The organism is Janthinobacterium sp. Bl 1, from assembly GCF_058215535.1.
On record NZ_CM177086.1, the window covers coordinates 4,670,192 to 4,684,375 of the forward strand.

Here is a 14,184-nt window from a genome sequence, read left to right on the forward strand (position 1 = left end):
CGGGCCTGGCTTGCCGGGCTGCTGCGCATGCGCCGGCCCTGCCCGCCGCGCTCTGACTACGCACAAAGGCTGGCCAGCCTGTGCGCTGCAGCAGGCGCACACGCAGCCCCGGCGCCTGCGCCAGCCGCTGCCCCCGCCGCTTCGACTCCTCCCGACAAGCCGCCGCCGGCCACCGCCGCGCCCTCCTCCACCGAACATGCGGCCCTGCCGCCGCCCTCGTCCGCCGCGCAAAAGCTGTACACGGCCGCGCGCGCCGACATCCTGCAAGTGCGCGTGTTGCTGAAAAACGGCCGCACGCAGTCGTCGGTCGGCTCGGGCTTCTTGATCGGCACGGGCGACCTGGTGGTGAGCAACTATCACGTGGTGTCCCAGTTCGCGCTCGACCCCGATACCTATGTGGGCGAATGGGTCGATACGAGCGGCCAGCGGGGCAATGTGGAATTGCTGGCCGTCGACGTGCTGCACGACCTGGCCGTGCTACGCGTGAACCGCCACGGCACGGGCTTCTTCAAGATGCCGGAGCCGCTGGCGCCGCTGACCCAGGGCCAGTACCTGTATTCGATGGGCAATCCGCTGGACCTGGGCTTCGCCATTTCGGAAGGTTCGTACAACGGCGTCGTCACGCGCAGCTTCTACGACCAGCTGATGTTTACGGGGCCGATCAATTCCGGCATGAGCGGCGGCCCCAGCGTCACCACGAATGGCGACGTGGCCGGCGTGAACGTGTCGAAACGCCTCGATGGCGAACTCGTCAGTTTTCTCGTGCCGGCCCGCTATGCCCAGCAATTGCTGGCCAAGGTGGCGCAGCAAGGCAAGCCGCCGAAAGACTTCAAGCCGCTGGTGACGGCGCAGCTGCTGGCGCACCAGGAAGTCATGCTGGCGCGCCTGCTCGACACGCCCTTGAGCCTGAAAGCCATGGGCCCGTACCGCGTGCCCGTGCGCGAGTCCGACCAGATGCGCTGCTGGGGCCGCTCCAACGTCAAGTCCGACAAGCCCTACATGCTCGACAACACCAGCTGCGCCATGGAATCGGCCATCTTCATTTCCGGCGCCCTGCAGACGGGGCAAGTGTCGATGCGCCACGAATTCTTGCGCAGCAGCGAACTGGGCGCCCTGCGCTTTTCCGAACTGGCCAGCGCCTCGTTCAAGAATGAAAGTTTCGGCAGCTACAAGAGCGTGAATCTGACGGGCCCGCAATGCACCGAGCAGTTCGTCAAGAACAAGACGCTGCCCCTGCGCGCCGTCCTGTGCGTGCGCGCCTACCGCAAGTTTACCGGCCTGTATGACTTTGCCCTGCTGGCCGCCAGCACCGATGAGCCACTGATGAGCCTGCAAAGCCGCATCGACGCGCGCGGCGTGTCCTACGCCAACGGCATGCGCGTCACGCGCACCTTCCTCGAAGCGCTGTCGCGCGAAAGCAGCCGCAAGCCATGAAGCCGCCCTATTACCTTGAAATCCTCGCCGAGAATGGCGAAGTGCAGCGGCGCCAGCGGATCGAGTCCCTGCCGATCCGCATCGGCCGCGGCTACGGCAACGACTTCATCCTCGACGACCCGCATACGGCGGCCGAGCACGCCATTGTCGAAGACGACGGCGCAAACGGCCTGCTGCTGCGCGACCTGGGCAGCCAGAACGGCGTGATCCACCGGGGACAGCGGCAACCGCAAGTGGCCTTGAGCGGCAACAGCATCGTGCGCCTCGGCCACACGCGTCTGCGCGTGCGCGCCAGCGATCATCCGGTGGCGCCCGAACTGGGCGACACGACCCGGCACGACTGGGAAGGCTTGCGCCCGGCCGTCGCCGGCCTGGCCATGATCGGCGCCTCGGCCGCCTTCAGCAACTGGCTCAGCGATGCGGACGCCTTCGAGCCGATTTCCTATCTGATGATCATCGCGTATGCGCTGGCCGGCGGCCTCGTGTGGGCGTCGATCTGGGCCGTGGCAAACCGCCTGTTCGGCCATGTGGCGCGCTTCGGCCGCCACCTGTTCATCATCGGCTGCGGCCTGCTGGCCATGGAAGTGTGGGAACTGGCCAGCAACGTGGCGGCGTATGCGCTGTCGCTGGAAGCACTGACGCGCTATGGACGGCATATGTTCATCGTCATCGTCTGCGCCATGATCTACTACCATTTGTGCACGATCAAGCCGCAGCACCCGCGCCGCGCCGGCCTCGTCGCCGTCGTGCTGGCCATTCTCGGCTCGACCCTGATCCTGCTGAGCAACCTGCAGGCCAGCGGCCGCCTGGCCGACGAGACCTACATGTCCGTGATCTACCCGCCCGCCTTGCGCCTGAGCCCGAATCACACGACGGACGCCTTCTTCCGCGACGCGGCCGGCCTGCAGCGCGCCGTCGATGCCGAACGGGGCAAGGCGGCCAAGGGGGCCGACGAAGACGAAGACAGCGGCGATTAAGAGGCCGACATGCAAAAAGCCCGCCGTGCCCTGACAGACCGGCGGGCTTTTTATTATTGCTTGGAACTTCTGCTTAGAACTTAGCTTCCTGCTTGCGGCGCGCCGTAAAGCCCAGCAAGCCCAGGCCGATCAGCAGCATGGCGTAGGTGCTTGGCTCAGGAACGGCCGAGATCAAGCCGTCATTGGCGCCGAAGCTGGCGAAATTGTTGTTGCCCGTCTTGAACTGCACTTGCTGGCCGCCATCGCAGCAGCCTTCCAGGCCGTAGATGCTCAAGGTGTGGTTGCCGGCCGACAGGGAGCTCGAACCGCTGAGGAACTGGCTGCCATTGTTGTAGTTGCCTGCCCACCACATGTCATTGCTCTTGAAGTCCAGCGCCACGCCGTCGAGGAACAGGGCGCCGCCCTTGCCGAAGTCGACGCCGCTGCGGAAGCTCCAGGCGCCCGCATCGGCCGCGCTGACGCCAAAGTTGATCACGGATTTGAAAGCGATGTTCGAGCCGCTGCCGAACAGGCCGCTGTTGCTGACGTTGTTGTAGCTGGCGATCGTCGTCGAACCATAGCCGGCGCCTGGCGTGGCCACGGCGGCATTCACGACGGACTGGTAGTCGGCGGCGGAGCTTTGCGCGCTGGCGCCCGAGTAGCCGGTGGACAAGGTGATGGTGCTGGCGTTCGCGTGGGCAAACACACCGACAGCGATCAGGGACAGGGCGATTTTAGGCAAGTTTTTCATGATGGTATCCAGTAAGTAAGTATTCAGTGGGCGCAGCAAGGGGCGCTGGAGCTGAATACACGCTGCATTGAGGCGTGTCGGCGTAGCGCTAGGGATTGCGTGAATGAGCGGTCGGGGACGTGGCTTCCGCGAAACAGCGCGGACTTGCGGCGTGCCATGGCGGCACTGCAAGCGTCCTGGAAAGGGTTCGGGTTCCCGGGACAAGGCCAGACAATTGACGGGTCAGGTAAGACGATGAAGCTATTCTAGCTTAAATTCCCGGCAAGAAAAGTATTTTTCTTTTGATCATGAAAGATATTTTTCTGGCAAGTACCCGTCCAGCGGCAGAAAAGCGCCATGCCCCACTCTGTCGTAACGACCGTGCGCGGCGCGCGGCGTGTCGCGGCGGCACCACAGACCAGTCCGTCTGTGTCGCATCTTGCGCATTTCTTTTCGCATGCCGCTGTACCACGGGGCGAAACAGCATGGCAAAATGTAGTCACGCTGCTATCTGTCCGATGAGGGGGAAAGAGGAATGGTCGACCTGGAAGAACTACGCTATCTGGCACTGTCGTTTCCCGACACTACCGAGGAGGAACACCACGACCGTCCATCGTTCCGCGTGGGCGGGAAGATCTTCGCCACCCTGCCCGACGACGAGCACATCAACGTGCTGCTCGATGCGGAAGCGGCGCATATCGCCACCGTCATCACGCCATCGGGCTGCGAGAAACTGTGGTGGGGCGAACGCCTGGCCGGCATCACGGTGCGCCTGGCGGACGCCGAGCTCGACATGCTGGCCGCCGCCCTGACGGCCGCCTGGCGGCGCAAGGCGCCCAGCGACCTGGCCAAGACCATCGCCCCGACAGGATAGTTACATCGGCCAATTACGCAGCAACAAGCCCACCATCTGCTGCAATTGTTCTCGCGAGACGCCGGCCGCCGCCTGGATGGCCATGCCCTGCGACAGGGTCACGACAAAGCGCGCCTGCTGCTCCGGGCAGGAATCGGGCGGCAAATCCCCCTCTTCCTTGGCGCGCCGCAAGCGGTCGCGCAATTTGATTTCACCGCGCAGCCGGCGCGCGAACAATTCATCGCGGATCGGCAGGGCATCGTCGCTGCAGGCCAGCGCCGCATTGACGCCCATGCAGCCGTGCGGGCCGTCCGGCATGGTTTGCGCGTCGACATACTGCGTCAGCAACGCTTCCACCACCTGGCGCGCCGTCGGCTGCTCCAGCGCCGCATCGAAAAACCGCATGCGCGTGTCGCTGTAGCGTTCGAGCGCCTTGTGGAACAGCTGCTCCTTGTTGCCGAAAACGGCATACAGGCTGGGCCGGTTCATGCCCATGGCCTTCGTCAATTCCGGCAGGGAACTGCCCTCATAGCCCTTTTCCCAGAACACTTTCATGGCGCAATCGAGCGCCTCGTCCGCGTCAAACGTGCGTGGCCGTCCCGTTTTCGCCTTGCCTGTCTCAGCTGTTTTCTCTTGTTTCATACCGATCGGTAAAAAATTATGACGACGATGTTCGTTTCCAGATATTATATACCGACCGGTTAAAAACCTCCGGACTTTTCAGGAACCTCTATGCACACACCTTCCAACACTACTGGCGACGATACCACCGTGGCGCCGTGGCTGGCCGTCCTGTCGGTCGGCATCGGCGCCTTCGCCCTCGTCACCTCCGAATTCCTGCCCGTCGGCCTGCTGCCGGCCATGGCCGCCGAACTGGCCATCAGCAAGGGCCAGGCGGGGCTGATGATCACGACGCCCGGCATCGTTGCCGCGTTTGCCGCCATCTTCGTCACCGTCGGCTCGGGCCGCCTTGACCGCCGCATCGTGCTGCTGGCCCTCACTGCCCTGCTGATCGCCTCGAACCTGCTGGTGGCGCTGGCGCCGTCGTATGCGTGGATATTGCTGGGTCGCGCCATGCTGGGCGTGGGCGTGGGCGGCTTCTGGGCCATCGGCAGCGCCATCGGACCGCGCCTCGTGTCGCCACAGCATGCGTCGCGCGCCATGTCCATCATCTTCGCCGGCGTCTCGCTGGGCACGGTGGCGGGCGTGCCGGCCGGCGCGCTGGTGGGCGAACTGGTGGGATGGCGAGTCGCTTTCGGCGCGGCCAGCGCCATTGCCGTGCTGGTCTTCATCGGCCAGCTCTTGCTGCTGCCCAGGCTGCCGCCGACACAAGCCATCCGCTTGCGCCAGTTGCCGATGATTTTCGGCATCCGCAAAGCCAGACTGGGCCTGATCGCCACGGCCCTGATCTTCACGGGCCAGTTTGCCGCCTACACGTATATCGCTCCCTTCCTCACGCAAGTGTCGCACCTGGCGGCCGGCACCGTCAGCGCCATGCTGCTCGTGTACGGCGCTTCCGGCTTCATCGGCAACCTCGTCGGCGGCTGGGCCGCCGGCCGCCATGAACGGGCCGCGCTGATGGTGACGGGCGCCGTGCTCGGCTTGTCCACCCTGGCCCTGGCCGCGTTCGGCAGCCATTCGGTGACAGCCATGCTGCTCGTGGCCGTGTGGGGCTTCGGTTTCGGCGCCATGCCGATCGCCGTGCAAACGTGGATGTTCAAGGCGGCGCCACACTTGATGGAAGGCAGCAGCGCGCTGTTTGTCGCCATCGTGCAAGTGTCGCTGGCGTCGGGTGCATTGCTGGGCGGCATGGCCGTCGACCGGCTGGGCGTATCGAGCGCGATGGTGCTCGGTGGCCTGTTCGCCCTCGGCTGCGCCTTGACGATCGCCATCTTCGGCAAACCGCAGGCCAGCGCCAAGGCGGGCGCGGCCTGCATCGCGTCGTAAAAAATGGCATGTCACCGAGTGGGAATGCGCCCAGGAATTTCGTCACTTCGGCCGGCGTCATCACGACGTCCGCGTCGCCGTGATACGCATACAGGAAAGGCGTGCCGCCCAGGCGGTCCGTCAGCTTGGCAAACAGTAAAAAGCGGCTGCCCAGCGGATAGCGCTGCAGGTCGGCCAGGCGGCGTGAACACTGCACGGCCAGCTCGGGTGAGAAAGCCTGGCCCGGCACCGGGCGGATTTCCACGCGGCCATCGATGGCGCGCGATTCGACGGCAACGTGCCGGTATGCATAAGTATCACGGGCCATGCCGCCACCTTGAATAAAGTAAAGGCGCCATCTTAAGCGAAGTGGGCGCCTGGCGTGTTACCGCGGCACGATGCGCAGCAAGCGGCCATTGTCTTCATCCGTCAACGCATACAGATAGCCGTCCGGCCCCTGGCGCACGTCGCGCACGCGCGCGCCGATGTCCAGACGGTCCTGTCCCGTCACCTTGCCGCTGGCATCAACGGCGATACGGCGGATATCCTTGGCCGCCAGGCCGCCGCTGAAGATGCTGCCGCGCCAGGCGGCAATCTTGTCGCCCGTGTAGACGGCCAGTCCCGACGGCGCCGGCGACGGCACCCAGGCCACGCTCGGATTGAGCATGCCCGGCACTTCGTGCTTGCCAACGGGCTCATGCGTCTTGTAGTCGGCGCCATAGCTTTGCAAAGGCCAGCCATAGTTGGCGCCTGCCGTCACCAGGTTCAGCTCGTCGCCGCCATACGGCCCGTGTTCCGTGGCCCACACGCGGCCGGAAACAGGATCGAGCGCCAGGCCCTGCACGTTGCGATGGCCATACGACCAGATTTCCGGCAAGGCCCCCTTGGCCGCCAGCGGATTGCCAGGCGCCGGTTTTCCGTCTTCCGTCAGGCGCAGGATGGAGCCCTGGTGCGTGGCCAGGTTTTGCGCCTGCTCGCGCGCCAGGCGGTCACCGATGCGCAGCGGTGGGTTGCCACCATCGGCCACGCTCATCAGCAAAGTGCCATCCGGCAGCCACAGCAGGCGCGAACCGAAATGCTGGCCGCCGCTCTTGTCCGTGGCCACCTTGAACAGGGTCTGGATGCCCGTCACCTTCTTGCCGTCGAACACGCCGCGCACCAGGGTCGTGCGATTCGCGTCGTTGTTGCCCGTCGATAGCGTCATGTACACACGCGGATTCGGCTTGGCCGCATCCTGCGGATGAATGACGATGTCGAGCAAGCCGCCCTGCCCGCCCGTAAACACCTTGGGCATGCCTTCCAGCGCCACGTCCTCGAACTTCTTGCCATTCAGCAGATGCAAGGTGCCCTGCTTGCTGGTGACGAGCGCGCGCCCCTCGCCCAGCCAGGCGATGCCCCACGGCTGGCGCACGCCCTGCGCGACGGTCTCGGCCTTCCAGCCCTGTTTGGCGGCGGGCGGCTCTCCCGTGGCTTGCAGTTCGGCGTGGGCGGGTATGGCGCAAGCGGCGAAAGCTCCCAGCAACAGTGCGGTGGCAAGGCGTGTGCGCTTGATGGTTGGCATCGGAAATTCTCCTGTGTCGTCAATGAAAAAAGGCGGCCGGGATGGTCTTTGCCATCGCGCCGCCTTTAAAAATAGCACAAATTACACGGCGGACGCGCCGCCGTCTCATGCGATCAGCGATACACCAGATAGTACTTGGCGCGCGCGGTGCCCTTCTGTGCGCCACCCGTCTGCACCAGCGCCACGGGGTCGCCAGCGGCCGTGTGGAAGATGCCGATGCCGTAACTTTGTTCGCCGCCAATCACCGGCAGGCTAACACTGCCTGCAGGGAACAGCAGTTCACCGCTATATTTCTTGTAGCTGGTCTGATATACCGTATCGTTGGCTGGATAAGCGTAGTCAAGCGAACTTTCCATCAGCAGCACTTCCGCTCTGGCGGGCGAATAACTCATCGCTTGCATGCTGTTGCTGCCGCCGCTGCTGCTTGAACCAAAGGTAAAGCGCCCCATGTATTGCAACGTATCGGTACTAAAGTAGGTACCGTTTGCGGTAAACAACAAATCTTCCTTCGGAGACAGGAAGAACGGTGACGAAATGTAATAGTCGCTATACACAGTGCCGTTGGTGAGGATGGCGTGCGTTTGCGGGTCAATGGTGAAATACGAGAGAGTCGCGTAATTACCCTGCGAGAGAAATGCCTTGTTCTTCGATGCCGCAAACACGCCGCGCAGGGCGCCATAGAAACCGCTATTGCCAAACTCAAGCGAAGGCATCGCCTGTCCCGTACGTGCGTTGATAACAGCAACAGCGGGCCGTGCGTATGAAACAGTCGATTGGCCCGAGAGAAATACCACGCCGGCGTTGGTAACGAATACTTCCGTTTGCATGCCACCGGTGCCGGACGATTTCAACAGGCTCCCCGACACCAGATCAACCAGACTGACCACGCCATCATGCAACACAGCAGCCAGTTTGCCGTCCGGACTCAGATTGAAGGTCTTGACCGCTGTCGGCAGATCAATGCTGGTGGTCGCACCATCGACCGGATTGATGACTTTGATTGTGTACGGCTCCGCAGTCACCACGACCAGGCGGTCAACAGCCTGGCTATAACGCATTTCAACCGGCTTGAACGGCAATGCGACCACGCTCGAAGTCGACGTGACCGCATTGAGCTTCAGGTAAGCGACGGCCGTCTGGCGGCCGTTGCTCACTGTCAGCGACAATACGTAAGCACCAGCCACGTCCGGCGTAAATGCAGGAATCGCCGCCATCGCTGCACCTACAACGGCAACAGAACCGGACGGACGGGTATCGACCGCCCAGGCATAGCTCAGCGGAGCACCACCCTCGTCATAGCTCAGGATGCCGCTGGTGACCACCGGCTGGCCTATCGGCACCATTTGCGTGTCGCGGCTGATAACAGCCACCGTACCGCGGATGACGCCGACCGGTGCCCTGTTGGCGGCACTGATCTGGTACACCGTGTCTGCATATGCGCCCTTGCCATCGGTAGTGTGGGCGCGCACTTGGTACATGCCCATCACATCGGGTGAGAAGACGGCGCCTTGTCCCGTGGCATACAGCGTGGACATGCTGTCGACCGGCTTTGTTATCAATTGCCATGTCGTACTGACGACGTCGCCGTCGACATCCGTACTGCCTGAGGCGTCGAGGGCCACGCCAGAACCGACCGACACGGTCAGGGGCGGCTGATTCACTGGCACCGCCGTAAAGGTAGCCCGAATCACAGTGACCGCATTCGGTGGGGTATTGTCGGCAATCACAGTTACGCTCTTGTCTGAGAACGCACCCTTGCTGTCTGTCACACGCAAATTGAATACATAGTTACCCAGTACATCGGGCTTGATACTGAGCTTGACACCGGTGGGAGTAACGGGCACGTAGGCGCTGCCAGCAGGTTTGGCGACCAGGCTCCAAATATAGCTGAGTACATCGCCTTCCGCATCGCTGCTACCAGACGCATCAAGCACCACATCGGCGCCTGTGGTGGCGGTAGCGTCGGCACCGTTGCTGCCATTGCTGACCGTGCCAGCAAAGTAGACAGCGGCTTTTGGTGCCGTATTGACCGGCGGAGGCGATATAGTATCGTTTCCGCCGCCACCACCACCTCCACCACCGCCACACCCGGCCAGCATGACCATGACCAGCATCCCAACGCCCAACCAGCGCACGACTGGCCCTTGCATACGACTGCGCATATGATTCCGTTCTCTCAATATTCCCGTGGTTATAAGGTGACGTCTTGTCGCGTCCAAAAAGCGGACAAATATTATCATGACAATAACGTTAAATTTTCACCAAATTTCACTTTAGAAATATTAATTTTCAGGAATCATTAAAACAGCGCTGCCGGGTACGCTCAGGCCCGCAGCAGCAAGGCCACGGCTTCGGCCGCGATGCCTTCTTCCCGCCCCAGGTAACCGAGTTTTTCATTCGTCTTGGCCTTGATGTTAACCTGGCCCACACTCACGCCCAGGTCTTCGGCCACGTTGGCGCACATGGCGGCGATGTGCGGCGCCATTTTCGGGCGCTGGGCGATGATGGTGGCGTCGATATTGCCGATGATATAACCGGTGGCTTGCACGCGGCGCACGGCTTCGCGCAGCAGGGTGCGCGAATCGGCCCCCTTGAATTGCGCATCCGTGTCGGGGAAATGGCGGCCGATGTCGCCCAGGGCGGCGGCGCCGAAGATGGCGTCCGTAATCGCGTGCAGCAGCACGTCCGCATCGGAATGGCCGAGCAAGCCCAGGTGATGGGGGATTTTCACGCCGCCGATGATCAGGTCGCGGTTTTCCACCAGCGCGTGGCAATCATAGCCCTGGCCGATGCGAAATGGGAGGTCGGGTGTCGTTGTGTGCATGCGGGTCTCTCTGGAATTCAAGGATGGGCCAAATACAGCTCGGCCGTGTGTATGTCGCGCGGCAAGGTCACCTTCAGGTTGCGCGGGTGGCCTTCGACGAGCCTGGGCGCCAGGCCCAGCGCTTCGACGGCGCTGGCGTCGTCCGTGATCGCTTGCGGGTCGGGCGCTTCGGATAATGCCTTGTGCAGCAAGGCATAGCTGAACATTTGCGGCGTCTGCGCCAGCCATAGATGGTCGCGCGGCACCGTCTGCGCCGACAAGGCGCCCTGCCCCGCCCGCTTGACGGTATCGACCACGGGCAAGGCCAGCAAGCCCCCGGCCGGATGCTCACCGACTTCGGTGATGAGCTTTTCGATCAGTGCCGGCGTCAGGCCGGGACGGGCCGCGTCGTGCACCAGCACCTGGTCGTGGGCAGCGATGCCGCCGTGCAGGGCGCGCAAGCCATTGAGGATGCTTTCCATGCGCGTGGCGCCGCCGCAGCGCAGCACAGTGACGCCCTGCTCGGGCACGACCGTGTCGATCACGCCATCGTCGGCGCTGACGACGACATACGTATGCGCGATCAGGGGACTGGCGAGAAAGGCGTCGAGCGCATGGCGCAGCATGGGTTTACCGGCGATGGGTAAATACTGCTTGGGACTGCCCGCTTCCATGCGCGCGCCCACGCCAGCGGCGGGGATCAGCGCAAAGTAGCGGACGGTATTCGGTGCTGCTGTCATGCCATTCCTTGTCTAGTTGGCGGGCGCTGCCTTGCCCGCCAGGATGTTCTGGATTTCGCCCTTGCACGCCTTGCCCAGGCGCGCATATTCTTGTGGAGAATCGATGGCCGCCTGCAAGGTTTCCACCTTGCGCATTTCCGCCTTGATGTACGGCAACCAGCCCGTGTCGATCTCGCGCGCCAGCGCCGCCTTGGCCGTGCCGCTGGGCGCATACAGGGGCCGCGCCTCGAAGCGTTTGGCCAGCGCCGCGCGCACGGTCTTTTCCACGCGCGGCAAGTGTTCCATATAGGTTTTCATGTGCCGCAGCTCGTGCGCGAGTATCTCATCATACGCGCAAGTGCCTGGGGCAAACTCGCGGCCGATATAGATCACGACGGGCGCATACGTGAGGGTCACGGTAATCTGCGGCGCCACGCATTCATAGCCGCTGGCCGGGTCTTGCAGCATGGGACCGGCCAGGGCGATGGCCACGCGCGAATCCGTCTTGGTCAATCCCAGCACCCAGGTATTGGCGCGCGCCATGCCCTTCATCACCGTCAGAGCCTTGTACGGCAGATGCGTATCGATGCTGTAGCCATTCTGCTGCGCCGTCAGCACGGACACCGTCTTGCTGATCGTGTCTTCGCAGCGCACCTGGAACGGCGTGCGCGCGGCCGCCAGCGTGTCCAGGCTGGCGGCCGCCAGCAGCAGGAAGATTGCCGTGCGCATGCGCTGTATCAGGCCGGCTGCCACACGCCGCTGGTGATCTTGTCGAGCCAGAAGATGCCGATGACGGTTTTCACGTCCGTGATCGTGCCATCCTTGACCCAGTCGAGCAGCTGCGGCACCGTGGCCGTAAATGTCTCGAGGAATTCGCCCTCGTCGAGCTGGCGTTCGCCGGCGACCAGGCCGCGCGCCAGGAACAGTTCCAGATGTTCATCGGAATACGCGATGGCGTTATGGATGGTGGAGACGAATTGCCAGTCGCTGGCCGTGTAGCCCGTTTCCTCCAGCAATTCGCGCTGGGCGCACGCCAGGTGCGACTCGCCCGCGTCGATCTTACCGGCCGGGAATTCAATGAAGACCCGGTCCAGCGGATAGCGGTACTGGCGTTCCATCAGCACCGTGCCATCGTCGAGCAGCGGCAGGATCACGACGGCGCCCGGATGCAGGACGAATTCGCGCGCCGTGATCTTGCCGTCCGGCAGGGCGACACGGTCGCGCTGCACGCGCAGGAAGCCGCCTTGGTAGACGAGCTCGCCATCGACCTTGGTTTCAATCAATTGCGTATCAGTGGCTTGGATATCCATGGAATTCCTTTATTCAATAAAAAACGGCGCCAGAGGCGCCGCTTTCGGTCGTTGTTGCTAACGGCGTTTGCGCAGGTAACGCCCGACAAAGCCCGGGAAAGCCAGCACCAGGAACAGACAGCCGGTGATGGCATAGAACTCCCACGTCTGCGGGAAACCGTTACCGATGCGAGCTTCGAGCGCGAACGCCACGGCGCCGACGATGAAGTACAGAATCACCATCTCCAGCAGGCGCAGTGCCAGCGGCTTGCGCCAGCCCTGCTCCGCCTGCGCCGCCTTTTTCAGGGGCACGGCGGCAAACAGTTTCTCGTTCAGGAAAGGCAGGTTGGCGCCCAGGATGCCCAGGGCGATCACCAGCCAGCTCGAAACGGTGACATCCATCGGTCAGGATGCCAGGGTCTTGGTGATGGCCGAAGCGCAGGCCGCCAGGATGCTGTTAGGCATCACGCCCAGCGCAAGGACGAACACGCCGTTCAGGGCCAGCACGACGCGCATGTCGCCATGCACGACCAGCGCGTTGGTATCCGTTGGCTCGTCGAACCACATCATTTTCACGACGCGCAGGTAGTAGAAGGCACCGATCAGCGAGAACAGCACGGCGGCGATGGTCAGCCACAGCTGGCCTGTGGCCAGCACGGAGGCCAGCACCGAGTACTTGGCCATGAAGCCCATCAGCGGCGGCACGCCGGCCAGCGAGAACATGAACAGGGTCATCACCAGCGCGAAGATCGGGCTGCGTTTGCCCAGGCCCTTGAAGTCGGCCAGTTCTTCTGCTTCGAAACCATTACGTGCCAGCAGCATGATCACGCCAAAGGTACCCAGGGTGGTGAACACGTAAGTGATGACGTAGTACATCGAAGCGCCGTAGGCGGTGGCTGCGCCAGCCGCGTTCAGGGTGTTGCCTGGAGCGTCAACGGTACCGGACAGCAGACCCAGCAGGACGAAGCCCATTTGCGCGATGGTCGAGTACGCCAACATACGCTTCAGATTCGTTTGCGCGATGGCGGTGAAGTTACCGATGGCCAGCGACATCACGGCCAGCACCAGCAGCATTTGCTGCCAGTCATGCGCCATCGGCAGCAAGCCCTCGCCCAGCAAACGCAAGGTGATGGCAAACGCGGCCAGTTTCGGCGCGCCGCCCAGCAGCAGGGTCACGGCCGTTGGCGAACCTTGATACACGTCAGGCACCCACATGTGGAATGGCACGACGCCCAGTTTGAAGGCCAGGCCGGCAACGAGGAAGACCAGGCCGAAGACCATGATGGTGCCGTTGGTCTTGCCGTTTTCCAGCGCCACGCGCAGTTCGCCCAGGTCCAGCGTGCCGGAGGCGCCGTACAGCATCGAGATACCGTACAACATGAAACCGGAAGCCAGCGCGCCCAGGATGAAGTATTTCATGGCCGCTTCCGTGGCCTTGGCATTGTCACGGCGCAAAGCGATCAGCGCGTACAGCGACAGCGACATCAGTTCCAGACCCAGGTAGATGATCAGGAAGTTGTTGGCCGAGATCATGATCATCTGGCCCAGCAGTGCAAACAGGGCCAGCACGTAGAACTCGCCGCCCAGGTTGCCCGACAGCATGTTGCGGTCGGTGGCATAGGCACGCGAGTAGATCAGGGTCAGCGCCACGGCGCCGTACGAGAACAGTTTCAGCAGCTGCGACATCGGGTCCGACACGAACATGTTGTGGAACGTGTAGACGGTGGTGCCCGCGTTGAAGTCGCCCACGGTCAGCAAGGCGCAGCCTGCCAGGGTCAGCAGGGACAGCGCATAGGTGATCGAACGCTTCGCCGCAGGCAAGAACATATCGATCAGCAAGAGCGCCGACGTGGCGATCAGCAGAAAGATTTCCGCGTACAGCGGTACCAGATTAGGTGCATTAGTCATGTTAT

Annotated in this window: 14 protein-coding genes; 4 read left to right on the forward strand and 10 right to left on the reverse strand. The window is 62.9% G+C overall.

Features of this window, described 5'->3' with window-relative positions:
- The first annotated feature begins 27 nt into the window (after positions 1-27).
- Positions 28-1,434 carry a S1 family peptidase gene (locus AC4BCN_RS21005; protein ID WP_490491677.1) on the forward strand — a complete coding sequence of 469 codons (1,407 nt, stop codon included), beginning with the start codon at positions 28-30 and terminating at the stop codon, positions 1,432-1,434.
- Positions 1,431-2,411 (forward strand): FHA domain-containing protein, encoded by a 981-nt coding sequence (locus tag AC4BCN_RS21010; RefSeq protein ID WP_490491678.1) that lies wholly within the window; start codon positions 1,431-1,433, stop codon positions 2,409-2,411. Before AC4BCN_RS21005 ends, AC4BCN_RS21010 begins: the two co-directional genes overlap by 4 nt.
- A gap of 73 nt (positions 2,412-2,484) precedes the next feature.
- Here the strand turns inward: AC4BCN_RS21010 and AC4BCN_RS21015 are convergent, their stop codons facing one another.
- Positions 2,485-3,141 carry a CCXG family PEP-CTERM protein gene (locus AC4BCN_RS21015; protein ID WP_490491679.1) on the reverse strand — a complete coding sequence of 219 codons (657 nt, stop codon included), beginning with the start codon at positions 3,139-3,141 and terminating at the stop codon, positions 2,485-2,487.
- A gap of 514 nt (positions 3,142-3,655) precedes the next feature.
- Here AC4BCN_RS21015 and AC4BCN_RS21020 point away from each other — a divergent pair.
- Positions 3,656-3,994 (forward strand): MmcQ/YjbR family DNA-binding protein, encoded by a 339-nt coding sequence (locus tag AC4BCN_RS21020; protein ID WP_128142493.1) that lies wholly within the window; start codon positions 3,656-3,658, stop codon positions 3,992-3,994.
- Here AC4BCN_RS21020 and AC4BCN_RS21025 read toward each other — a convergent pair whose 3' ends face one another.
- Positions 3,995-4,615, reverse strand: coding sequence for a TetR/AcrR family transcriptional regulator (locus AC4BCN_RS21025; protein WP_485878263.1), 621 nt, complete (start codon positions 4,613-4,615; stop codon positions 3,995-3,997).
- Positions 4,616-4,705: 90 nt separating this feature from the next.
- On the opposite strand from AC4BCN_RS21025, the gene AC4BCN_RS21030 reads away from it, so the two are divergent.
- Positions 4,706-5,920, forward strand: a complete 1,215-nt coding sequence (locus AC4BCN_RS21030) for an MFS transporter (protein ID WP_490491680.1) — start codon at positions 4,706-4,708, stop codon at positions 5,918-5,920.
- A gap of 364 nt (positions 5,921-6,284) precedes the next feature.
- Here the strand turns inward: AC4BCN_RS21030 and AC4BCN_RS21035 are convergent, their stop codons facing one another.
- The 8 genes from AC4BCN_RS21035 to nuoN all read right to left on the reverse strand — a co-directional run bounded on the left by AC4BCN_RS21035 (position 6,285) and on the right by nuoN (position 14,179).
- Positions 6,285-7,460 carry a PQQ-dependent sugar dehydrogenase gene (locus AC4BCN_RS21035; protein WP_490491681.1) on the reverse strand — a complete coding sequence of 392 codons (1,176 nt, stop codon included), beginning with the start codon at positions 7,458-7,460 and terminating at the stop codon, positions 6,285-6,287.
- A 113-nt stretch (positions 7,461-7,573) separates the two neighbouring features.
- Positions 7,574-9,622 (reverse strand): PKD domain-containing protein, encoded by a 2,049-nt coding sequence (locus AC4BCN_RS21040; RefSeq protein ID WP_338679296.1) that lies wholly within the window; start codon positions 9,620-9,622, stop codon positions 7,574-7,576.
- A gap of 161 nt (positions 9,623-9,783) precedes the next feature.
- The gene (gene ispF, locus AC4BCN_RS21045; RefSeq protein WP_128142486.1) at positions 9,784-10,284 is read right to left on the reverse strand and encodes a 2-C-methyl-D-erythritol 2,4-cyclodiphosphate synthase; all 501 of its coding nucleotides are present in this window, start codon (positions 10,282-10,284) and stop codon (positions 9,784-9,786) included.
- 17 nt (positions 10,285-10,301) lie between these two features.
- A complete protein-coding gene (gene ispD, locus AC4BCN_RS21050) occupies positions 10,302-11,003 on the reverse strand; it encodes a 2-C-methyl-D-erythritol 4-phosphate cytidylyltransferase (RefSeq protein ID WP_490491682.1) in 702 nt (233 codons plus the stop codon).
- Between the two features lie 12 nt (positions 11,004-11,015).
- On the reverse strand, positions 11,016-11,711 hold the full coding sequence (locus AC4BCN_RS21055; RefSeq protein WP_230517979.1) for a hypothetical protein: 696 nt from the start codon (positions 11,709-11,711) through the stop codon (positions 11,016-11,018).
- A gap of 8 nt (positions 11,712-11,719) precedes the next feature.
- Positions 11,720-12,292 (reverse strand): NUDIX domain-containing protein, encoded by a 573-nt coding sequence (locus tag AC4BCN_RS21060; RefSeq protein WP_128142483.1) that lies wholly within the window; start codon positions 12,290-12,292, stop codon positions 11,720-11,722.
- A 57-nt stretch (positions 12,293-12,349) separates the two neighbouring features.
- The gene (locus AC4BCN_RS21065; protein WP_034749970.1) at positions 12,350-12,673 is read right to left on the reverse strand and encodes a DUF2818 family protein; all 324 of its coding nucleotides are present in this window, start codon (positions 12,671-12,673) and stop codon (positions 12,350-12,352) included.
- Positions 12,674-12,676: 3 nt separating this feature from the next.
- Positions 12,677-14,179 (reverse strand): NADH-quinone oxidoreductase subunit NuoN, encoded by a 1,503-nt coding sequence (gene nuoN, locus AC4BCN_RS21070; RefSeq protein WP_128142482.1) that lies wholly within the window; start codon positions 14,177-14,179, stop codon positions 12,677-12,679.
- Positions 14,180-14,184 lie beyond the last annotated feature (5 nt).